Origin of the sequence: Roseovarius sp. (assembly GCF_027019125.1) — a bacterium.
Taxonomy (GTDB): Bacteria; Pseudomonadota; Alphaproteobacteria; order Rhodobacterales; family Rhodobacteraceae; genus Roseovarius.
On sequence record NZ_JALUXE010000027.1, the window covers coordinates 1 to 20,361 of the forward strand.

General features: G+C 61.5%; 21 protein-coding genes. 6 read left to right on the forward strand and 15 right to left on the reverse strand.

The genetic code is table 11. From position 1 onward, the window contains the following. The 11 genes from MVC20_RS08240 to MVC20_RS08290 form a co-directional block, all read right to left on the reverse strand. The coding region (locus tag MVC20_RS08240; RefSeq protein WP_297540245.1) for a sugar phosphate nucleotidyltransferase at positions 1-232 on the reverse strand (232 nt) is incomplete at its 3' end. 304 nt (positions 233-536) lie between these two features. After that, positions 537-974, reverse strand: coding sequence for a methyltransferase domain-containing protein (locus MVC20_RS08245; RefSeq protein ID WP_297540247.1), 438 nt, complete (start codon positions 972-974; stop codon positions 537-539). A gap of 42 nt (positions 975-1,016) precedes the next feature. After that, positions 1,017-1,751: a hypothetical protein gene (locus MVC20_RS08250; protein ID WP_297540249.1), complete on the reverse strand. Its 735-nt coding sequence runs from the start codon at positions 1,749-1,751 to the stop codon at positions 1,017-1,019. Then, positions 1,748-2,818: a GSCFA domain-containing protein gene (locus MVC20_RS08255; RefSeq protein WP_297540251.1), complete on the reverse strand. Its 1,071-nt coding sequence runs from the start codon at positions 2,816-2,818 to the stop codon at positions 1,748-1,750. Before MVC20_RS08255 ends, MVC20_RS08250 begins: the two co-directional genes overlap by 4 nt. Positions 2,819-3,180: 362 nt before the next feature. Next, on the reverse strand, positions 3,181-3,972 hold the full coding sequence (locus tag MVC20_RS08260) for a glycosyltransferase family 2 protein (RefSeq protein WP_297540253.1): 792 nt from the start codon (positions 3,970-3,972) through the stop codon (positions 3,181-3,183). Beyond that, positions 3,969-6,227 (reverse strand): glycosyltransferase, encoded by a 2,259-nt coding sequence (locus tag MVC20_RS08265; RefSeq protein ID WP_297540255.1) that lies wholly within the window; start codon positions 6,225-6,227, stop codon positions 3,969-3,971. The genes MVC20_RS08260 and MVC20_RS08265 overlap by 4 nt, the downstream gene beginning before the upstream one ends. Positions 6,228-6,801: 574 nt before the next feature. Further along, a complete protein-coding gene (gene cysA / locus MVC20_RS08270) occupies positions 6,802-7,521 on the reverse strand; it encodes a sulfate ABC transporter ATP-binding protein (protein WP_297540257.1) in 720 nt (239 codons plus the stop codon). Between the two features lie 14 nt (positions 7,522-7,535). Next, positions 7,536-8,384 (reverse strand): sulfate ABC transporter permease subunit CysW, encoded by an 849-nt coding sequence (cysW, locus tag MVC20_RS08275; RefSeq protein ID WP_297541418.1) that lies wholly within the window; start codon positions 8,382-8,384, stop codon positions 7,536-7,538. Positions 8,385-8,391: 7 nt separating this feature from the next. Then, positions 8,392-9,231: a sulfate ABC transporter permease subunit CysT gene (gene cysT / locus MVC20_RS08280; RefSeq protein WP_297540259.1), complete on the reverse strand. Its 840-nt coding sequence runs from the start codon at positions 9,229-9,231 to the stop codon at positions 8,392-8,394. 3 nt (positions 9,232-9,234) lie between these two features. Beyond that, on the reverse strand, positions 9,235-10,422 hold the full coding sequence (locus MVC20_RS08285) for a sulfate ABC transporter substrate-binding protein (protein ID WP_297540261.1): 1,188 nt from the start codon (positions 10,420-10,422) through the stop codon (positions 9,235-9,237). A gap of 179 nt (positions 10,423-10,601) precedes the next feature. Next, a complete protein-coding gene (locus tag MVC20_RS08290; protein WP_297540263.1) occupies positions 10,602-11,069 on the reverse strand; it encodes an Rrf2 family transcriptional regulator in 468 nt (155 codons plus the stop codon). Between the two features lie 173 nt (positions 11,070-11,242). Here MVC20_RS08290 and MVC20_RS08295 point away from each other — a divergent pair, with 173 nt between their 5' ends. Together MVC20_RS08295 and MVC20_RS08300 are read left to right on the forward strand one after the other, a co-directional pair. Continuing rightward, complete coding sequence (locus MVC20_RS08295) at positions 11,243-11,740, forward strand: Lrp/AsnC family transcriptional regulator (RefSeq protein ID WP_297540265.1); 498 nt, start codon at positions 11,243-11,245, stop codon at positions 11,738-11,740. A gap of 294 nt (positions 11,741-12,034) precedes the next feature. Further along, positions 12,035-12,781, forward strand: a complete 747-nt coding sequence (locus MVC20_RS08300; RefSeq protein ID WP_297540267.1) for a hypothetical protein — start codon at positions 12,035-12,037, stop codon at positions 12,779-12,781. A 59-nt stretch (positions 12,782-12,840) separates the two neighbouring features. Here the strand turns inward: MVC20_RS08300 and MVC20_RS08305 are convergent, their stop codons facing one another. The 3 genes from MVC20_RS08305 to MVC20_RS08315 all read right to left on the reverse strand — a co-directional run bounded on the left by MVC20_RS08305 (position 12,841) and on the right by MVC20_RS08315 (position 16,095). Next, positions 12,841-13,839, reverse strand: coding sequence for a formylglycine-generating enzyme family protein (locus MVC20_RS08305; RefSeq protein ID WP_297540269.1), 999 nt, complete (start codon positions 13,837-13,839; stop codon positions 12,841-12,843). Beyond that, positions 13,830-15,317, reverse strand: coding sequence for a sulfatase-like hydrolase/transferase (locus MVC20_RS08310; protein ID WP_297540271.1), 1,488 nt, complete (start codon positions 15,315-15,317; stop codon positions 13,830-13,832). The genes MVC20_RS08305 and MVC20_RS08310 overlap by 10 nt, the downstream gene beginning before the upstream one ends. Before the next feature lie 61 nt (positions 15,318-15,378). Next, positions 15,379-16,095, reverse strand: coding sequence for a Crp/Fnr family transcriptional regulator (locus MVC20_RS08315; protein ID WP_297540273.1), 717 nt, complete (start codon positions 16,093-16,095; stop codon positions 15,379-15,381). Between the two features lie 151 nt (positions 16,096-16,246). Between MVC20_RS08315 and MVC20_RS08320 the strand changes: the two genes are divergently transcribed. Continuing rightward, on the forward strand, positions 16,247-16,897 hold the full coding sequence (locus tag MVC20_RS08320) for a sulfotransferase family protein (protein ID WP_297540276.1): 651 nt from the start codon (positions 16,247-16,249) through the stop codon (positions 16,895-16,897). Between the two features lie 106 nt (positions 16,898-17,003). Here MVC20_RS08320 and MVC20_RS08325 read toward each other — a convergent pair whose 3' ends face one another. Further along, positions 17,004-17,900, reverse strand: coding sequence for a LysR family transcriptional regulator (locus MVC20_RS08325; RefSeq protein ID WP_297540277.1), 897 nt, complete (start codon positions 17,898-17,900; stop codon positions 17,004-17,006). Between the two features lie 126 nt (positions 17,901-18,026). Here MVC20_RS08325 and MVC20_RS08330 point away from each other — a divergent pair, with 126 nt between their 5' ends. From MVC20_RS08330 to MVC20_RS08340, 3 genes are all read left to right on the forward strand, one after another. Continuing rightward, positions 18,027-18,449, forward strand: coding sequence for a DoxX family protein (locus tag MVC20_RS08330; protein ID WP_297540278.1), 423 nt, complete (start codon positions 18,027-18,029; stop codon positions 18,447-18,449). Between the two features lie 61 nt (positions 18,450-18,510). Then, positions 18,511-19,332, forward strand: a complete 822-nt coding sequence (gene ygiD / locus MVC20_RS08335) for a 4,5-DOPA dioxygenase extradiol (protein ID WP_297540280.1) — start codon at positions 18,511-18,513, stop codon at positions 19,330-19,332. A gap of 11 nt (positions 19,333-19,343) precedes the next feature. Next, positions 19,344-20,303: a glutathione S-transferase C-terminal domain-containing protein gene (locus MVC20_RS08340; protein WP_297540282.1), complete on the forward strand. Its 960-nt coding sequence runs from the start codon at positions 19,344-19,346 to the stop codon at positions 20,301-20,303. Positions 20,304-20,361: the final 58 nt, after the last annotated feature.

A 20,361-nucleotide genomic window follows, 5' to 3' on the forward strand; every position in this document is an offset into this window, starting at 1 on the left:
CCGCCCCCGGCGTGATCCCGATATCGTCCAGTTGCTCGCCCACGATAAAGCGGAAATCGGCATTGGTCAGCACCATGGGGGCGGCAAAATCCGGCCCCGACAACCGCTGCGCCGAGGCCTGGAACAGTGTCACATCGCCCAAAAGTGCCACGAATTGTTTCGGATAGGACTTGCGCGACAGAGGCCAAAGCCGCGTGCCAGACCCGCCACAAAGAAGAACCGGAGTAATCATAGGATGTCGTCTCAACCCCGCAATAAATCACCAGAGGTATCCCCAATCGGGCGCGTGTTATCAAGGTAAAACTGGAATGAAATCATGATCCGGGCGGGGCGACCATGCCTTCGGTGTTGGCTTTGTCCCCTCGGCCCGATCCAGTTTGAGGTAGCCTCTGGCCCAACCGGGAGGACCAGAGATGAAGCGCCGCACGCTCGCCCGAGACCGGATTATCGCCCGCCGGTCAGGAGAGCGGTGCCAATGAATAAGGCGATTGCGCCCCATAGGCGCGGCAGGTGTTGCATCCGAGATGTAACTGCCGTCAGTCCCTGCGTCGAAGCACCATGCCGGTCTGATACCCTTTGAGATTGTCGATGATGCCGACGCATTCAAAGCCCAGCGACATTCTGCGTATGAAGAAATCTGTGTGATACAGGGCCGCCAGTTGCCAGGGGGAAGACTGCAACGTGACGAAACCACGCTTGCGAAGATAGGCCTCGTCGACATTGTTTTCGACGACAAATTGGGGAACCTTCTTTGCCTTCTGCACATCGGCCGCGGCAACCTTGGCCAGGGCTGGAAGGCTTCTCTCCGAGGTGATTGTCAGTATCGCCAATCCATCGGGCGACAGGCACCGTGCCAGCTCAAGCCCCCAGGCCGCGCTCATATCCTTGATATGCGTAAAGACGGACCCCGCGAATATGAAATCGAAATATCCGTCCCGGACCGGCAGGTGAGGCGCCGTGGTATTCGGCGACACATGTCCCTATGAACCCTGATCCAATAATGTCGGACTGGAAAATTACTTTAGGGCATCGCAAAGCTGTTCAAGGACAATATCTCCGTAGTCAGCATTCATATGCCAAGCATCGTTGGCCATGCAGTACTCTACAGGCGTGGAGCCTGCCTTGACCCACGTTGGGTTCGGAGTGTCCAACATCGTGATATCCGAACTGATTTCATCCAAAATTGTGCGAATAATCCTAGGTTGCGTCTCCGCGTGCCACCGAAGGAATGAAAGGATTTTGTCACCGTATATATTAACGAGAGGGTTGTCTGCCTCTAACTTCGCGACGGCAGGTAGTGGGCGTGTCGCGCAAACAATCTGACCCGCAAAAGCATCTGCAAGTTGACGGACCGCCTTTATTCCAGCCTGCTGCCTAATGTTAGCAGTTGTGGCGATTTCCACCATATCGGCGGACAGTGGCATCGCATCCGGATCAAGCGGCACGCCTAATCCAGCAACGACAAATTGGCGGTAAGGGTGTGAGAAGTCTGCTCGGACGGCAGCGACGCCAAGGCTCGCCACAAGCACATAGTCATAACAAGATAAGTCTAACCCATCGACTTCCGCATTGCCAATGTTGCTATGAACAGCCGCAAGTTTCTGATCGGAAAATAACCGCCCTTGATCAATGCGGATCCTAGGACCTACGCCGCCAGGTATCGCAAAAAAATCTAAATCGAGACGTTGGTTCCTAGAGAACGCCGCACGTAAAGCGGCAACATGTGAGTTGCCAAGTATCAACCCTTTCATTTGCTGAATGCCTCCAGCAACGCTTCCTCGCAGCGAATGTCATCAATTTCTTCAAAATTGCGTTGCAGAGGGGCCTCCTTCGGGCAATCTTTTGATGATTCCAGTTGATCCACCCCGCTTAGCTTCAGACCAGCAAAGAAGTGCCGCATAACGAAATCAACCCCTGCAGTCGAGACTTCGCGCTGGTTCGGCATGAAAAAACTACCACGAAAGGGGTGGGTGCTGATGATCTCGTATGATGGAAAATACTCGACATCCTCAAATACGGATTCGAGATCTCCGGCTACCGCACGAAGAACCGACTTTGAATATGTCGTGGATACTAGCACGTGGTGCTTGTCCGCCGTGGCGACAAGCGGTACTGGCGAAACGGTCAATAGGAATTTAACGCCCTTATTGTGACGCCTGATGAGGTCAAATGCAGCCTCAATGTCTTGCAGGATTTCATTGTAGGTCTGATTGTGAAAAACGTGAAAGCGGGTGTCAAAAGTACCTGCTAGAGTTCCTGGACACGCAGCATATGTGAAACCAGTCTCTTTGTTCTTCCAGCATTCCGTCAATCCCAAGGTAAAAACAAAAAGGTTAACTTCGCTAAAGGTCTTTCGCATTGCGCTCAGCGTGTGTTGCCGAAGGGCACGGCATTCCTCAGCACTCGAAAAGCCATTCGGTTCAATCGCTGGGCGAAGCGGGTCATAATATCGACCGTTTGACTCCCATATCTCATTCGACAAAGGTGTTACATCAAAGGCTGCTTCAACCCACTGACGCAACGCCGCAGCTGTATAGATGTTTCCGGTTCGGAACGAGAATACGCCATATCCGTAGTCTCTTGCTATTTCTGAGGGAATTCCCGCTGGAGCGGGTTCAGAGTCCAGCCATGAGAAACCATTGCGCATCAATGCACGGCTTATGTGTTGAGCAAAGCATGACCCCGCAGTGGCGATGGTATTATCTTGGCTAATCGTGATCTTGGGCTGCCAAAGCTCGCTTATCTCGAGCATGTTCCGGTCCGCGATGGCGGGCCGCCAAAAAGACTTCTGGGGCAGCTTTTCATATGGATTTGTCATCGTCGACTCCGGTTTCAGTTGTCGCAACACACCAATGTCGATCAAAACTGCTCGCTGCCTAGGTGCAAGAGCTAAGTGTGCGCTGGTGCCGCGCGCTTAAACGCTGTTCTTCTTAATGCTCGGCTTTCGTCTGATTGGCACAAAAGAAGGCTCTTTTAGACTTTTTTAGAGAGAATCGAGCAAAAGTTCAACTATAGCAAAGCGGAAACCAGAACTAATAATTGGTTCTGAATTCAAGGCTTTGGCCTTGACTTAGACCGCAAGAAAGTCGCAGTTCTCTCTGTCGAAGACGCCCTGTTCTTCGTAGCCAATCCACGCTGACAAAATGCAAGACTTGTTGTGCTGAATTCTCTTGGATTGTGTTACAGTACTCGTGTCCAGCGTTCGCGTTCGGCCAGGAGCTCATCCAGTGACATATGCTCGATCAGGGACTGGCCAAGATCGAAGGTGCGCCCCGTGTTGAAACGCAATTCCCGCGTGATCAGGTCCCGCACCGGATATTGGTCGCCCCAGGCCTCTTCCAGCATGTCGAGCCGATCCTTGAGGCGGTCGGTGAAATCCGAAGAGGCCCCGACCGCGAAGGGTTTGCGGGCAATGACCATGTCGTCATAGGTGAACCGCGCGCCTTGCTGGCGGGCGCGGGTGAAGAAATGCAGGTCGCCCGAAATCTTGTACCGCGTGTCATATTCCAGTGCCTGCATCAGGTTTGTGCGAATGAAAGCGGCCTGGTGGTCGAACGTGGACCCTGCCCAGAACTGATCAGGGGGCCTATAATTGTGCACATTCCCCGTCTCGTCGCTGAGCGCCTTGCCTGACCAGATGTCGTCCGTCTGGGGATTGATCCTCTCGGCGACGCGACCCAGAACGCCATTGTCGACAAAGAAATCCGCCGCGTTCATGAAGATGCAGTAATCGCCCGTGGCCCGTCGCAGCGCCCGGTTCATCGCGTCGTAGATGCCGCCATCGGGCTCGATCGTCAGGCTGTCGATCAAACTGCCGAACCCTCGCAACACATCGGAGATGTGGTCGGTCGAGGCCCCGTCCTGCACGATGATCTCGAAATTGCCATATGTCTGGGCAAAGACGCTCTGCAAGGTGCGGATCACGCCGGGGGCATCGTTGCGCACAATGGTGATGACCGAAAAACGGATCATGCGGTGACTTCCTCTCGCAGGTTTTCTGCAACAAACTTGTCCAGAGCGAGGGAGTAGTCCGCATTGTCCATGGCGCAGGTATCCCTGCGCGAAACATGCTCGGCGAGACGCGCCAGATCCAATCCCCGCGCGATAAAGGTCTCAAGTGCATGGCGGCTGCGGACAGCAATATTGCGCTCTGCGAACCGGCCAATCATCGCGTCATACGCCGGCAGGAGCGCATCTTTCGGTGCGTTTGCCTGCGCAAGAGCGGACAGGAAAGTCTGCGACAGTGCCCGGGCATGACGCCCGTCCTCGACCCCGGACAATCCCGGGCTCAGGCGGTTATAGACGGTGCCAGCCGTGCCGCGTGCGCGAATCCACGTCCGGCTGCGCGCCGCGAGCCGCAGCTTGAGTTCCCAGTCCTCGTAAAGATGACGGGTCATGTCATAGCCACCCGCCTCGAAATAGAGCTTGCGCGACAGGGTCATGTCGCGCGGGATCTGTGGGGTGCGCGCCATCAGGGCCGCCCATGCCTCGGGGCCGGTCCGGCCGTTGTAGGCGGAGACACTCTGGACAAAGCTCTGGCCGGGCCGCACCAGCAGGATATCGCTGAAGGCGACCGCGCTTTCGTCTCCGGCGAGGGCGGCAGCCTCCTGAGCGTTCTTGCTCGGCCAATAGAGATCGTCGCCATCGAGCTGGGTCCAGAAATCCGTCGTCAGCTCCCGGATCCCGAGATCGCGGGCCGCCGAGGGGCCGAGATTGGACGGCAGGGCAAGCACGCGCACGCTGCTGTAGCGCGCTTCCAACTCGCCCAGAATCTGCCTTGAATTGTCGGTCGAGCGGTCATCGACCACGACGATCTCGTCAAAGGGCAGGGTCTGGTTCAGGCAGGACAGGACCGCGTCGGCGACGGTGCTCTGGTTGTTGTGGCAGGTGATCACGGCACCGAACCGCTTGCCGCCCTTGATCGCGTCCACGGTCTCGGCGGGTTTGCACAGATCCTCCGGGTCTCCCTCGTGATGCTGGGCGATCACCTCCGCGAGCGCGACCGGATGGGCAGGCCGCTTCGCCAGTGACAGGAACGGGCTGCTGGCCCCGTTGAGCATCATGCCGCGCAACTGGATCGGGCATTTGCGCCCCAGGTCGCTGCCGGCGAGAGGAAAGGAAAAGCGCCCGCCCAGATACCGCGAGACGGTCTTTTTCGTACGCGCGAGCGCGGTCTGCGCGCCGAGGCGCGGCACCAGCACCTGATCGGTGTAATAGTTGATCTGCGGTGCGAGAACGCGGATGTCGTGCTGGGTCAGGCTGGTGGCCTTGATGGTCGGGCCCGCGGGTTTGCTCAGCCCCATGAACATGCCAAGATTGCGCAGGCCCACGAAATCCATCAGCGCCTCGAGCATGGCTTCGGGCGTCTCCTGAAAGGCCTCGTAACAGAAGGCAAAGACATTCTCGGGATAGTCCTGCGCCACCGCGAGGGTCTCTTCGGTAAAGGCCTGCCACCACTGCGCATACCACTCGATGCTCAGATCCGGCTGGCCGAGGCGGGTCACATCCGCGCCGCGCGCAGCCAGCTCATCGCGGAACCGGGGCCGGTCATCGGGGTGAAATTCCTCGCCGAAGAACGAAAACATGCCGAGGCTGGAATTGATCGTGTCGACCGGGTTGCGCAGGCAGGCGACGATCCGCAGATCGGGAAAGCGCGCAAGATAGCTGCGCAGACGCCCCGAGCCGCGGATCACCTTGGTCAGATGCGCGTCCGGTGCTTGCTGCGGGTTGCGGTCCCAAGGGGCGTCGAAGAGGTGATCGGCAAACGGATCATGCAACGGATGCCCGCCCTCAAGAAACAGCGGCACGCCGGTATGCACCATCAATCCGAAATGGTGCAATTGCGACATGTCAAAGGGATTGCCCTTGGCCTCGGGGCTGCGGATGTTCCACAGATAGGGCTCATAGCGGAAATTCACCCGACGGTCGGCAAGCAGCAAGAGTTTGGCGAGTTGCTGATAAATCAGCGTTGTCCCCGAACGCCCGATGCCGCTGACCACGATCCGCTGCACGGCCGGGGGCATGCTGGGCGGGTCCTCCGGCAGATCTTCGTGGCCCGGGGCGATGGTCCTGAAGAGCGCACGCAGCAATGCCGTGCGCTCTTCGGAAAGATGCCCGCCGCTCTCGACCGCCGCGCGCCGCGCCGCCATCAAGGCGTCGATCGCGCGATCCTTGTCTCCTGACAGTGCGTGCTCCTGAGCCGCGGTCACAGCGTCCCAGAATGGCATCTTACGGTCTGACAACGCCATTTTCCCTTCCGTCCTTACGATCAAACTAAATTTAGAGTCAAATTACGACGTAAACATTTCGCCCACAGTGAAAATGGAATTTTTCTGCAGGTGCAACATGATCCTGCCAATAAACACAAAAACCGCCTGAATCGAGGGAACTCTGCGCCAGTATCCCAAAAAACTGCTATAATTTCAGCGATTTTTTGCCACCACATCTCCGGAAACGGGACGCGGTCCCGTCGATTGCGGTCCAGATCTGACAGGGTGCACACCCGCCTAAAAGGGCATCGCGACGGGCCAAAGTCATGTCGATTGCATCAATCAGAGGCGAAGATGTCCTCACCAGAGGTTAACGTGTTGGCTGGATTTGGCAGAATGTCATGTCCAACCTGTTGGTTCCAAGGTCGGTCGGCCTGCGGCGTTGAGGTCCATCTGCCTGACGGGCCAAGTCGCGCCTGATCGGCGGACATCCGCTCGCTTCTTGCTGCCAAGCTGACCACGCAACCGGGTTCACGCCCCACGCGGCGCAGAAACCGCGGTGGACTCCCGCGCCACACCGGCCAAGCCGGTGTCAGGCGGCTGTAAATTCGCGCACGAAATCGCTGGCGGGCTTTGCGCGTATGTCGGCGGGTTTGCCCACCTGCTCGATGCGCCCCATCGACATGACGACGACGAGATCGGCCAGTTCCATTGCCTCCTCCTGATCGTGGGTCACGAACACGGTGGTCAGGCCGGTGCGATCGTGGATCTCGCGCAATCCCTGCCGCAATTCCTTGCGCACCTTGGCGTCGAGCGCGCCAAAAGGTTCGTCGAGCAGCAGCATCCGCGGCTCGATGGCAAGCGCGCGGGCCAGTGCCACCCGCTGTCGCTGCCCACCCGAGAGCTGATTGGGATAGCGGGGGCCGATGTCGGGAAGCTGGATCAGGTCGAGAAGCCGGTCCACCCGACGCCCGATCTCGACCTCGGTCGGGCGCTCCTTGCGCGGCCTGGCGCGCAGGCCATAGGCGATGTTCTCGAACACCGTCATGTGCTTGAAGAGCGCGTAGGACTGAAAGACGAAGCCCGCCCGCCGTTCCTGCACCGACAGGTCGGTGGCGTCCTGTCCGCCAAAAAGCACCCGGCCCGAGGTCGGGAATTCCAGACCGCCGAGGACGCGCAACAACGTGGTCTTGCCCGACCCCGACGGCCCGAGCAGCGCCACCAATGCCCCCGACGGGATGAACAGCGACACCGGGTGCAGCGCCCGCGTGGTGCCGAATTCCTTGGCCAGGTCTTCGATCTCGATGTTCATGGCAATGTCCTTTCTCAATGACGCCGCGTGGCTGCCAGCAGGTCCGCATGGCGCCATTCGAGCAGGGATTTCAGCAGAAGGGTCAGCAGCGCCAGCATCGCCAGCACGGCGGCCAGCGAGAAGGCCGCGACCGATAGGTACTCGTTGTAGAACATCTCGACCATGGTGGGCATCGTCGCCGTCTCGCCCCGGATCTTGCCCGATACAACGGCGACCGCGCCGAACTCGCCCATGGCCCGCGCATTGCACAAAAGCACGCCATAGAGCAGCGCCCAGCGGATGTTGGGCAGCGTGACGGTAAAGAAGGTGCGCCATCCGCTCGCCCCCAGCGTCAGCGCCGCCTCTTCCTCGGCGGGGCCCTGTTCGATCATCACCGGGATGAGCTCGCGCGCGACAAAGGGAAAGGTTACGAAGAGTGTGGCCAACAGGATGCCCGGATAGGCAAAGACGATGGGCATGTCGTTGGCGATAAACCATCCCCCGAGCGTGGAGTTCGCCCCGAACAGCAGCACCAGCATCAGGCCCGCGACGACCGGCGAGACCGAGAATGGCAGGTCGATCAGCGTGATGAGGAACGCCTTTCCCGTAAAGTCGAATTTCGCGATCGCCCAGGCGGCCGCGATGCCGAAGACCGCGTTCAAAGGCACGGCGATGGCGGCGATGGTCAGCGTCATGCCGATCGCCGCCCGTGCGTCGGGCAGCGACAAGGCCGCGCGTACCCCGCGCCAGCCCTCGGCCAGTGCCTCCGCAAAGACCGTGACGAGCGGCGCAAAGAGAAAGAGCGCCACGAACAGGATGGCGAGACCGATCAGGGCGGCGCGCGCGACCGGCGGTTCGGTCGTGACGGGCACAGGGCGGGACAGCGTGTTGTCAGACAAGACCGATCCTCCGTCTGCTCCAGGTCTGGATGATGTTGATGACAAGCAGCATGGCAAAGGAGATGACCAGCATGGCGATCCCGATCGCGGCAGCCGCGTCGTAATTGTATTCCTCGAGCCGGATCACGATCAGCAGCGGCGCGATCTCGGTCAGGTTCGGGATGTTGCCCGCGATAAAGATGACCGAGCCGTATTCGCCGACCGACCGCGCGAGCGCGAGGGCAAATCCGGTCAGCAGCGCAGGCGTCAGCGTCGGCAGGATCACCCGGCGTAGGGTATACATGCGGCGGGCGCCGAGCGTGGCGCTGACCTCTTCGAGGTCCGGTTCCAGTTCCTCGATCACCGGCTGCACGGTGCGCACGACAAAGGGAAACCCGATGAAGACGAGCGCGACCCAGATGCCCAGTTCGGTATAGGCAACCGTGATCCCAAGCGGTGCCAGCGCCTGCCCGAAGACGCCGTTCGGCGCGTAGAGCGCGCTGAGCGCGATGCCCGCAACAGCCGTCGGCAGGGCAAAGGGCAGGTCCACTGCTGCGTCGACAAGGCGCCTTCCCCAGAAGCGGTAGCGCACCAGCACCCAGGCCAGCAAAAGTCCGAAGACCAGATTGAACAGTGACGCAATCAGCGCCGCGCGGAACGAGAGCGTCAGCGCCGACCAGATCCGGCGGGAATTGACCATGTCCCACACGTCACCCGGGCCAATCATCAAGCCACGCCCCAGCAACGCGCCGATGGGAAGCAGGACCACGATCGACAGCACCGTCACCATGATCCCAAAGCTCAGCCCAAACCCCGGCAGGGGTGAGGGCGAGCGCAGAATACCCGCCCTCATGTCTCACTCCTCGTAGATCTGGTCAAAGATGCCGCCGTCGCCGAAAAACTTGGGCTGAACCTCGGGCCATCCGCCAAAATCCTCGACCGTGACGAAGTTCACTTCTGGAAAGCGCGCCACGTCCTCGGGGGCTGCCGCCGAGGTGTCCCAGGCGCGGTAAAAGTGCTTCAGCGCCAGCGCCTGCGCTTGCGCGCTGTAAAGATGTTCCAGATAGGCTTCTGCCGCCGCACGCTGCGCGTCCGAGGTGATGTTGCCATCGACCAGCGTCACAGGCGGTTCGGCCAGAATCGAGACCGAGGGCACGACGATGTCGAAGGCATCTTCTCCGAGGCTCTCGAGCGCAAGAAACGCCTCGTTCTCCCAGGCCAGCAGCACGTCGCCGACGCCGCGTTGGGTAAAGGTCGTGGTCGATCCCCGCGCTCCGGTGTCGAGCACCGGCACGTTCTTGTAGAGGTCGCCGACAAACTCGGCTGGATCAAGCCCCTTCTGCTTGGCATAGCCCCAGGCCGCGAGGAAATTCCACCGCGCGCCGCCCGATGTCTTGGGATTGGGCGTGATCACCTGAACATCCCCTGTCACCAGGTCGTCCCAGTCCTCGATCCCCTTGGGGTTGCCGTCGCGCACGAGGAACACGATGGTCGAGGTGTAGGGCGAAGAGTTGTGCTCTAGCCGTGACTGCCAGTCGGCGGGGATCTTGCCGGTGCGCTCGGCGATCTGGTCGATGTCAGCCGACAGCGCCAGTGTCACGACGGTCGCTTCCAATCCGTCGATCACGGCGCGCGCCTGTGCCCCGGCACCCCCATGGGACTGGCGGATGGAAACGGGCGCGTTGCCCTGCGCGGTCCACCAAGCGGTGAAGAGCGCGTTGTATTCCCGATAGAACTCGCGGGTCGGATCGTAGGAAACATTGAGGATTTCGACACCATCCTGTGCAGCAGCCGGGCCCGACCCAGAGAAAGTCAGGCCAAGCACCGCGACCGCGGCCAGAAGACCGCCGCGCAGTTGCCCGCCGGTCAGGGTCTTGCGGAACGCGCTTTGAATATTGACCGTCTCACTCGTATTCCGGGTCGCAATCGGGCGACCGGACAGGCGCGCGTGGCCTGCGTCGATCTCGATCCGGCCATCGCCGAGACTTCGAACGAAGGTTCCCTGGGCAAGCGTATGCCCGCTGATCTGAATGGTGCGATACATGGTCTGTCCTTTGCCGATCCCTGTCGAACTCTGGTGTCAGGTCGGCGGGGAGGGCAGTCCGGGAGGGATCACCCCGACCCGTAAACGCCGCCAGCGCCACCTGACACCAAAATAACGACAGACTTGCTCGTGATTAGCAAAGGAAGAATCACGCTCTTTTTGGTCGTGATTTTAGAAGATCATTCTCCGGCACCGGGCTCCGAATAGCCAAAGCTTTCCAGCGGCCGTGCATCCTCTTGCAGATCGGCAACCGTGAGCGATTCGATCATCAGGATGTAAGTGGCGTAGAAGCCGCCAAAGACGGCGCGCACCCTGCAGCTCTGCTCGTCCTTGCAATCCTCGCAACGCTGGTAGGCCTTGCGCGACAGGCAGGGTAGCGGGGCCATCGGCCCGTCGATCAGGCGCAGAACCTCGGCCAGCGACACCCGCCTCGGCTCCTTGATCATCTCGTAGCCACCCTTGCGGCCACGCCTGCTGCCGATCAGACCGGCACGCTTGAGATCGAGCAGGATGTGTTCGAGAAATCGCTTGGGCGCGCCCGACCGATCCGCAATCTCCTCGATACGCAGCGCCTCGGCCTCTCCGGCCTTTTCGTCGGCGAGCACCATGAGGGCTTTGAGCGCGTACTTGGTCTTGTGGGTGATCATCGGCCCTAAATGGTTCTAGAAACTGCGACTAACAAGATCAACATTATCAGGTTTTGAGCACAATGCGAGGGCGAACATATTAACACGATAAATATGATCGACATTTTGTAGAATTATGGCATCCTTGTCCCGACTCGGTGGTGACGGCCTGTAAGGGCCAGAGAGGGGGCGCGATGACATTCGACCGGATCGACCTGAAAATCCTCGACATCCTGCAGCGGGATACGACCATTCCGGTCGCCCGCATCGCCGATCAGGTGGGGCTGTCGCAGACGCCCTGCTGGAAGCGTATCCAGAAACATGAGGACTCCGGCGTCATCCGCGCCCGCGTGGCCCTGCTGAGCCCTGAATTGCTCGGGCTGTCGCTGACCGCATTCGTGATGGTGGAAGCCATCGAGCATTCGACGGAATGGCGCGCCGAATTCCTTGCCGTCACCGAGACACTCGAGCCGGTGCGCGACATCTATCGTCTTGCCGGAACCCATGACTTCATGCTGCGTGTCGTCGTGCCCGACATGCCGGCCTTTGACCACTTCTACGAAACCCTGACGTCGAGGATCCGGTTGCGCAGCGTCAGCTCGGTCTTTGCGATGGAGCAGGTCAAATGCAGCACGGCATTGCCGCTGTCGGGTTTGATCGCAGACCCGCATTGGCGGCGGGGTCAGGCCTGACCCGCTGCACACCCGGCCTCAGGCGGCACGATGCCGATGCCCCGCAAACAGCACCTTCGCGGTCGTCCATCAAGCATCGCTGCGCGCAAACCGCTCTGACAAGAGCGCCCGGACTCCGCGGTATTTTTACGAGCTATTGTCCAGCAGCGGACAATTTTCAACGCTTTGGCGTGTCACAGTCTTTCTGCAGGCGAGGCGCAGACAACGGGTCCGCCTGCACAGATAGGCTGCAAAAGGATCGCGTCGGGCATGGTGGGCACTCTCGGAATTCAAGAAAACCTCGCCGCGCGCGACATGGCTGCAAGATCGGCGATGACCACCCCCTCATGGCGTGCCGCGCTGATCGGGGCGCTGGGCCTCGGTCTTGCTGGTCCAGCCGTTGCAGGCGAACTGGAGACCCGCGCGACCCTCTATCTCTGGGCCTCCGGCCTCACGGGCACCCAGGCTCTTGCCGGGCTCCCGCCCACGGATGTGGATCTGGGCTTTGACCAGATCCTCGACAAGGTCGATATGGCGGCGGCTGGGCTTGTCGAAGTCCGGGGCGACCGGGCCGGTTTCCTGGGCGAATTGAATTACGTCAAGCTCAGCGCAAAGGCGGCAGGCCCGGGCGGGGCACTCACCGGAGATCTCACGTCCAAAGCCACCTTCGCCCTTCTGGCCGGCACCTGGAAGGTCGACGAGACCCCCGCGCGGCGGGTCGATCTGATCGGCGGCGTCAAGTATTTCCGCTTCAGCAATGCGCTCACCCTTGCTCCGGGGCCGGTGGCGGCCTCCGGCCATGCCGACTGGGTCGACGCGACGGTCGGCGTCAAGGCGTCCTTTGCCCTGTCGGACACTTGGTCGCTCAAGACTTGGGCGATGCTTGGCGCGGGCGGATCAGACCTCAGCTGGGATGTGCTGGCGGCCTTCGACTACCAGATCAACGACACATGGTCCGCCTCGCTGGGATATCGTGCCACGGGGGTGGATTACGCCTCGGGCTCCTTTTCCTATGACATGCGCCAATACGGGCCGATCATTGGCTTGACGCGGCGGTTCTGACGGGCCGCCCGCGCTGGGCGCGTGCGGCACTCTCTCGCGCCGCCGCCTCGGGTTCTGCCTCACCGGAGCACGCAGCGGAACCCGATATGCGTTGTCGCGGTGTCGATCGCCTCGGGCTGGCGGGCAGCGGGGCGGTAGCGGCGGCAATAGTTCGGTGCACAGAGATGCGACCCCCCCTTGAGCACCTTGCGCGGCATGCGGGCGGGGTCGTCCGGATCAATACTGTCCTCGCGAGAGACCTTCGCCGCGCTGCCCGGCCCGCAGCAGGCCTTGCCGGTCGTCGTGGCTGCAGGCTCGGCATACCAGTCCGCGGTCCATTCCCAGACATTGCCGATCATGTCGTAAAGCCCGTATCCGTTGGGCGGAAAGGCCCGCACCGGAGAGGTCCGCGCATAGCCATCCTCGCGCAGGTTCTCCACGGGGAATCGCCCCTGCCAGGTATTCGCCATGTGTCGCCCGCCGGGGGTCAACGATCCCGGCCAAGCAAATTCCGCGCCCTCCAGCCCGCCGCGCGCCGCAAACTCCCATTCCGCCTCGGTCGGCAGCGCCTTTCCGGCCCAATCCGCATAGGCCTGCGCATCGGCATGGGTGACCTGCACGACCGGGTGATCCCCGAGCCCCTCGATAGAGGAGCCGGGACCGTAAGGATGGCGCCAATCGGCCCCGACCACATAGCGCCACCACGACATCGACCTTGCCGCCAGGGCCGGCGCGGCCGGCGGCACAAAGACCGCCGAGCCCGGTTTCAAAAGCTCCGGCAGCGCGCCGGGATAATCCTCGGCGCGGGGCGGGCGTTCGGCGGCCGTGACATAGCCTGTCGCCGCCACGAAAGCCGCGAACTGATCATTCGTGACAGGCGCCACATCAATGGCGAACCCCTCGACATGCACGGTCCGGGTGGGGGCCTCCTCGGGATAGTGATCGTCCGAACCCATGCGGAAATCACCGCCCGCAAGACAGACCATATCCGTCAGTGGCACCCGTGGCCCCGATGCGTGCGGCGACAGACCGGCCCCGTCCTGCGGCTCTCCCGCGTCCGGACCGCGTGTCAGTCCCATTTGACGATGATCTGCTGCGGCTCCGCCGCATTCGGCGGTGTTCCGAAGGTGAGCTTGATCGCCTCCGGGATAAGCATCGGCGGGACCATCTCTCGCGCGATCTGCAACACCTCGCCCTGCATACGCGCCACGACCCCCGGCATCTGCTCTGCGAGGTTCGTGGTCTCGCCGGGATCGGTGGACAGATCGAACAGTTCGACACGCGGCGGAAGTCCCGCAGCCCAGACAAGTTTCATATTGCCGTCGCGGATCGTGCCGCTGCCGGGATCGACGTTATAGACAAGCGTGCTGCGCGGGGTCTCTCCACTCTCCTTGATCGCTGCCCACATATCCATCCCGTCGAGCCGCGCGCTCTTTTCAAGCGACGCGCCCGCGACGGTGGACAGGGTCGGAAGCATGTCGACCACATGCATCATGCCGGTCACCTCTCCGGCGGGAATGACACCGGGCCAGTTCATCAGCGCCGCCACCAGCGTGCCGCCCTCATAGGTCGTGCCCTTGCCGTCGCGGTAGGGGCCATTGTCGGCGGGCAGCTTGCCAACAACCTCGGACTCGCCCGCGAAGGCCGCCGTGGTGACGCCGCCATTGTCGCTCTGGAACACGATCAGGGTGTTCTCGCGCATGCCCTTCGCCTTGAGCACGGCAAGCAGGCGACCGATCTCGTCATCCATGGCAGAGATCATCGCCGCATAGGTCCGGCGCTGCTCGTCCGCGATGTTCGGATAGCGGTTCAGATATTCCTCGGGCGCCTGGAACGGGGTATGAGGCGCGGTGAAGGCGAGGTAGAGGAACAGCGGGGCGTCGCCGTCATGGGCCTCGACAACCCGGGCGGCTTCCTGCCCGAAGAGCGTGGTGGCAAAGCCGTCCTCGTCGATCAATTCCTCGTTGCGATACCAGTCCTTGATCCCGTGCGACTCGTGCTCGAAATGGTCGATCTCACCGACCAGCGCGCCATAGAAACTGTCAAAACCCCGGCTGCGCGGCCAGTATTTTATATCGGCATGCCCAAGATGCCATTTGCCGACCATGGCTGTGCGATACCCGGCCTCTTTCAGGGCCTGCGGCAATATGTATTCCTCGGTGGGCAGGCCGTAGCTGCCGCCCGACGGGATAACGCCAAGTTGCAGGCCATAGCGCAGCGGATAGCGCCCGGTCATAAGCGCGGCCCGTGTGGGCGTGCACATGGGCTGGGCATAGAATTCGGTCAGCCGCGCGCCACCCGTGGCAAGCGCGTCGATGTTCGGGGTGAGAATGTCAGAGCCGTGATAACCGACGTCCTTCCACCCCTGATCATCAGAGATGATGTAGATGATGTTGGGTGGGGTCTCGCCAGCGGCGATGGCGCGCTGGGACACGCCCAGGGTTGCCGCGGCGGTCATGGCGGCCCCGCCCGCGAGGAACCCACGGCGGCTCACACGGGCCTGTCCGGCTCTGTGTTCGGGCGCTCTCGTCCCGTCAGCGTTTTGTGTCATGGTCATGTGCTCCCCTGTCGGTTTTCATGGGTCGAGACGAGGCCGCGCCCGGTATGGGCAACAGCGCTCAGGTGAATGCGGATAATCGTTCTTCGAGCCGGGCAGGCTGAAGCACCGTGATGGTCCCGTAGCCGGGCTCGATCAGCCCGTCCTTCTTCAGCCCCGCGAGCAGGTTGGCCAGAAGCGAGCGCGAGACATTGCAGAGCTCGGCAAGCTCGCTCTGGCTGATGTCGATGGTGACGGGCGTGTTGTCGATGCCTTCGGCGATGGCGGGCCCGCCCCAATGCGGCGAGAGCATCCGGTTCAACGAGGCCAGCACACGGGCTTCGGGATCGCGCAGGCAGAGGTCCTCGCGCAGGCCCAGAGCCCCAACCATGTGAAAAAAGGTCAGCAGTCCGACCCAACGCCACGCGTCGGGCAGTTGCGCGGCAATGGACAGAAAGGCCCGCCCGGGCAGATGTACCATCTGCGTGGTCCGCGTTGCGCGCAGCCCGACGGTGCGCGGCTCGCGGGCAAGCATGGAGCCTTCCCCGACCCAGAACCCGGTCGAGGCAAAGACCCCGGCGCGCGGGCCGTTCACGCCATGGGTAAAGATGACGTGCAGCCCGCCTTCGACCACGCCCCAGAGCCCGTCGCCGGCATCGCCCGGGCGATAGATCCACTTGCCCTTCTCGAACTCATAGAAATTCACATTGCGCAACACAGCGTCCTGAAACTCGACCGGCGTTGCCGCGAGCCATCCACATTGCCTCAAAAGGGCAAATCCAACCTTGCGTCCGAGCATCTGCAATCCCTCTTCTGCTATGAAATTATGGAAAGTCTTACGCGCGACTGTCCGCCCGTGCACATTCCCTCAAAAAAAATCCTGCAAACATGGATCCTACGCTAGACTGCTGCGCACGGGGAACACCGCGCACAATAAGGGACAGGGACACATGACGCTCGAAATCATCGGGGCCGGTTGGGGCCGCACCGGCACAACCTCGCTCAAAATGGCGCTCGAACGCCTCGGCTACGGCACCTGCCACCATATGTGGGAAGTGGCGCAGGATCAGGCCCGGCTCGTGCCGCTGTGGAATGCGGCGCTTGATGGCACTCCCGACTGGACATCCTTGTTCGAGGGCAACCGCGCCGGGGTGGACTGGCCCGTCGCGGCATTCTGGCGCGAACTGGCCGACGTTTACCCCGAGGCCAAAATCATCCTGACCACCCGCAGCGCCGAAAGCTGGTATGCGAGTTTTTCCAAAACCATCCGCAATGTGTTGGACAATCCCGAGGAGATGCCCGAGGCGGTCCGTCCCGGTTTCCGGATGGCCCGCCGGTCCGTCTTGCTCAGCCTCGGAGAAGACTGGTCCAAAGACACCCTCATCGCCCGCTTTCTCGCCCACGAGGCCGCCGTCAAGGCAAGCGTGCCACCAGAGCGCCTGCTGGTGTTCTCGTCGCAGGATGGGTGGGACCCCTTGTGCAGCTTCCTTGGCGCTGCTGTCCCGGCCGAGCCATATCCGAGAACCAACAACGCCGAAGAGTTTGTTTCAAGAGTCGGCGAGATCAGGCAAATGGATGATCCCGGCACCGCAAAGAGCTGACAGACCGCGACCGGGCTGTCAGCCGCCTCACCCAGATGCGAGAACCGCGCGACAGAACCGGCGCGTTCCGGGCGCCCTTCACATACGTGAAAGGCCACGCCTCATCTCAGGATGACCGGGCACTTCCGAAATCCGAAACCGCAAAGTCGATCAGCGCGCGCACTTTGCGGGGCAGCGTTCGGCCCTCAAGGTAAACGGCAGCGATGTCACCGCGTTCCCCGAGAAAATCGTCAAGAAGCCCCACCAGGTCGCCGTTGTCGAGCGCACCGCGCAAGGTGAAACTCGGAACATAGGCGATCCCAAGTCCACGGCGTGCCAGCTCAATCGCGGCACTTGCCGAATTGACGTGAAACCGGCCTTCGACCTGCGCCAGAACCTCCCCGCCACTGTTCTCAAAGACCCAACGCTTGGGGTTCTTGCGGTTGGTGTCGATGATGCAACTGTGTTCCGAGAGATCTCTTGGGGTTTCGGGCCGCCCGACCCGCGCAATATAGGCCGGGCTGGCGACAGGCAGGCTTTCGAACGTGCCCAGTCGTCGGACCTTGAGAGAGGATATGTCAAAACGACCAATCCGAAACGCAAGGTCGATCCCCTCTGCGGCAAGGTCGCTAAAGGCATCGCTCAGCCTGAGGTCAATGGTGATCCCGGGGTGAATCTCGGCAAACCGCGCCAGCATTCCCGCAATGTAGACTTCGCCAAAGGTGATCGGCGCGGAAATCCTCAGAACGCCTGACAACCCCTTCGAAGAGTCCGTGACATCGGCCAGCAAGTCGTCGAGATCGTCCAGCAGGGCAGGGGCGCGGGCCAGCAGATCCGATCCGGCCGGGGTCAGGCCCACCTTGCGGGTGGTGCGCTGAAAGAACCGCACGCCGAGGCGCTGCTCGAGTTCGGCCACATATTTCGAGGTCAGTCGGTTCGAAATGCCCAGCTGCGTTGCCGCTCCCGTGAAAGAGCCGGACTGCGCGGTGGCGACGAATGCGCGGAGCTGATCAAGAAGGTCCATCTGGATATTGCGAACAGAACGTGGAATGTCATTCTCTATATTCACCATTTTGTGGGTTATCTGCAAGGCGTATGCTCCTTCACAGACAGGCTGTCCCCGGACGGCTTTCAACGAAAGGATACGGATATGACCACGCGCACGAACTCCGACTATGCCGCCTTCGCCCTTCGCATCGCGAGCGGCTCCCTCTTTGTCGCCCATGGCTGGCTCAAGGTCAGCGTCTTCACTGTCGCCGGAACCGTCGGCTTCTTCGAGAGCCTCGGCCTGCCGGGGCTTCTGGCCTATTTCACCATCGCTGCCGAAATCGTCGGCGGCATCGCCCTGATCCTCGGCATCGGCACGCGTCTTGTCTCGCTGGCTCTGATCCCGGTGCTTCTGGGCGCCACCTGGGTGCATTCCGGCAACGGCTGGCTGTTCTCGTCCGAGGGCGGCGGCTGGGAGTTCCCGGTCTTCTGGGCCGTGGTGCAGGGGGCGATCGCATTGCTCGGGGGCGGAGCCTTCGCGCTGAAAATCCCGGCGCTGCAAAGGGCACTGGGCCAGTTCGCCTGAACTCTCCATAAATGCCGGGCGGCCAACAGGCCGCTCGGACAACAATCGAAAGCGGCCCGCCATGCGCACACACAGCTTGCAAGATCTCAAGGATCGTTTCGCCCCCTCTGACCGGATGCCGGTCGTCTTTCTCGGGCATGGCAGCCCGATGCATGCGATAGAGGACGGCCCGTTCAGCCGGTCCTGGGCGCTTTTGGGTCAGAGCCTGCCGCGACCCAAGGCGATCCTTGTCGTCTCTGCGCACTGGATGACCAACGGCACGACACTTGTGGATGTCTCTGCCATGCCACGCACGATCCACGATTTCTACGGGTTTCCCGAGGCGCTGTATCAACAGCGGTATCCGGCCCCCGGACAACCCGATCTGGCGCGCGACGTGATATCGCTTCTCCACAGCCACCGCGCCGTCGGGGACGATACCTGGGGCCTCGACCACGGCGCCTGGGCTGTCCTCAAATATCTCTATCCCGAAGCCGACGTTCCGGTCTTTCAGGTGTCAATCGACATGGGGCGGGGGCTAAAGCATCAACTGGAGATCGGTCGCGATCTGTCTGAGCTGCGGGACCGGGGCGTTCTGATCCTCGGTTCGGGCAATATCGTCCACAATTTGCGGGCCATGCGCCGGGACGGCGCGCCACTGGCCTTCGCGCAGGATTTCGATGCGCTTTTCTCTGACCGCCTCGTAGAGCGGGATTTCCGCGCGCTGGCGGATGCAGAAGGGATGGGCGCCCTCTTTACGGCGGCACATCCCAGCGTGGATCATTACCTGCCAGCGCTGACAATCGCCGGTGCGTCAGACGCGCGCGATGAGCTGACTTTCATGACCGATGCCATCGACCTCGGATCGGTGTCGATGCGGTCCTTCATCTTTCACGCGACCTGAGAGGACTGGCCATGCTGGTTGACGGCAAATGGATTGAAAACTGGCAGCCGGTGCAAAAGGCCGACAAGGACGGCCGCTTCGTGCGCCAGACCTCCAGCTTTCGCAACTGGATCACGCCAGACGGCGCGCCCGGACCCACCGGCAAGGGCGGGTTCAGGGCCGAACCCGGCCGCTACCGGCTCTTTGTGGCCCTGATCTGCCCCTGGGCGTCGCGCGCGCTGATCGCGCGCAAGCTGAAGGGGCTTGATGACATGATCCCGGTGACGGTGGTGAACCCGACCTTGACCGACCAGGGTTGGCGTTTCGGCGACTATCCCGGCACCGATGCGGACCCGCTGTTCGGGTCGCGATTCATGCACGAGATTTACACCCGGGCCGATCCCCATTTCACCGGGCGCGCGACCGTGCCGGTGCTCTGGGACACGGCGCTGAACGTGATGGTGAACAACGAAAGCGCGGACATCCTGCGCATGTTCGACATGGCATTCGAACATCTCGTCCCATCCGACCTGCGGCTCTATCCCGCAGAACTGGCCGCCGAAATCGACGCTCTGAATCCCCGCCTCTACGACCTGCTCAACAACGGCGTCTACAAGGCAGGGTTCGCATCCTCCCAGCCCGCCTATGAAGAGGCGCTGGAGGGCGTGTTCACCATGCTGGACGAGCTTGAGGGCCGACTGACCGGCGACTACCTGTTCGGGGACAGACTGACCGAGACGGACATTCGCGCCTTCGTGACGCTGATCCGGTTCGACGCGGCGTATCATGGCCTGTTCAAGACCAACTGCCGCTCCATCAAGGATTATCCGCGCTTGTCTGCCTATGTCTCGCGGATACTCGCCCTGCCGGGCGTGTTGGAAACGGTGAACATGGATCACATCCTGCACGGCTACTATTCGATCAAGGCGCTCAATCCCAACGGGATTGTGCCCAAGGCGCCCGATCACATCGCGAACCTGTTGCGCCTCTGAGGGCACCACCTGACAATGGCAGCGGGCGAGGGTTTCCCCCGCCCGCTGCTTTTCAATT

What these genes read in the sequence shown, in the direction of transcription:
- MVC20_RS08315 (WP_297540273.1), bottom strand. Translation starts at nt 16,095, where the DNA reads ATGCTCGGACGCAAGGTTGGATTTGCCCTTTTGAGGCAATGTGGATGG.
- MVC20_RS08320 (WP_297540276.1), top strand. Translation starts at nt 16,247, where the DNA reads ATGACGCTCGAAATCATCGGGGCCGGTTGGGGCCGCACCGGCACAACC.
- MVC20_RS08250 (WP_297540249.1), bottom strand. Translation starts at nt 1,751, where the DNA reads ATGAAAGGGTTGATACTTGGCAACTCACATGTTGCCGCTTTACGTGCG.
- MVC20_RS08265 (WP_297540255.1), bottom strand. Translation starts at nt 6,227, where the DNA reads ATGCCATTCTGGGACGCTGTGACCGCGGCTCAGGAGCACGCACTGTCA.
- MVC20_RS08325 (WP_297540277.1), bottom strand. Translation starts at nt 17,900, where the DNA reads ATGGACCTTCTTGATCAGCTCCGCGCATTCGTCGCCACCGCGCAGTCC.
- MVC20_RS08300 (WP_297540267.1), top strand. Translation starts at nt 12,035, where the DNA reads ATGGCTGCAAGATCGGCGATGACCACCCCCTCATGGCGTGCCGCGCTG.
- MVC20_RS08290 (WP_297540263.1), bottom strand. Translation starts at nt 11,069, where the DNA reads ATGATCACCCACAAGACCAAGTACGCGCTCAAAGCCCTCATGGTGCTC.
- MVC20_RS08330 (WP_297540278.1), top strand. Translation starts at nt 18,027, where the DNA reads ATGACCACGCGCACGAACTCCGACTATGCCGCCTTCGCCCTTCGCATC.
- MVC20_RS08285 (WP_297540261.1), bottom strand. Translation starts at nt 10,422, where the DNA reads ATGTATCGCACCATTCAGATCAGCGGGCATACGCTTGCCCAGGGAACC.
- MVC20_RS08340 (WP_297540282.1), top strand. Translation starts at nt 19,344, where the DNA reads ATGCTGGTTGACGGCAAATGGATTGAAAACTGGCAGCCGGTGCAAAAG.
- MVC20_RS08260 (WP_297540253.1), bottom strand. Translation starts at nt 3,972, where the DNA reads ATGATCCGTTTTTCGGTCATCACCATTGTGCGCAACGATGCCCCCGGC.
- cysA (WP_297540257.1), bottom strand. Translation starts at nt 7,521, where the DNA reads ATGAACATCGAGATCGAAGACCTGGCCAAGGAATTCGGCACCACGCGG.
- ygiD (WP_297540280.1), top strand. Translation starts at nt 18,511, where the DNA reads ATGCGCACACACAGCTTGCAAGATCTCAAGGATCGTTTCGCCCCCTCT.
- MVC20_RS08305 (WP_297540269.1), bottom strand. Translation starts at nt 13,839, where the DNA reads ATGGGACTGACACGCGGTCCGGACGCGGGAGAGCCGCAGGACGGGGCC.
- MVC20_RS08310 (WP_297540271.1), bottom strand. Translation starts at nt 15,317, where the DNA reads ATGACCATGACACAAAACGCTGACGGGACGAGAGCGCCCGAACACAGA.
- MVC20_RS08255 (WP_297540251.1), bottom strand. Translation starts at nt 2,818, where the DNA reads ATGACAAATCCATATGAAAAGCTGCCCCAGAAGTCTTTTTGGCGGCCC.
- cysT (WP_297540259.1), bottom strand. Translation starts at nt 9,231, where the DNA reads ATGAGGGCGGGTATTCTGCGCTCGCCCTCACCCCTGCCGGGGTTTGGG.
- MVC20_RS08295 (WP_297540265.1), top strand. Translation starts at nt 11,243, where the DNA reads ATGACATTCGACCGGATCGACCTGAAAATCCTCGACATCCTGCAGCGG.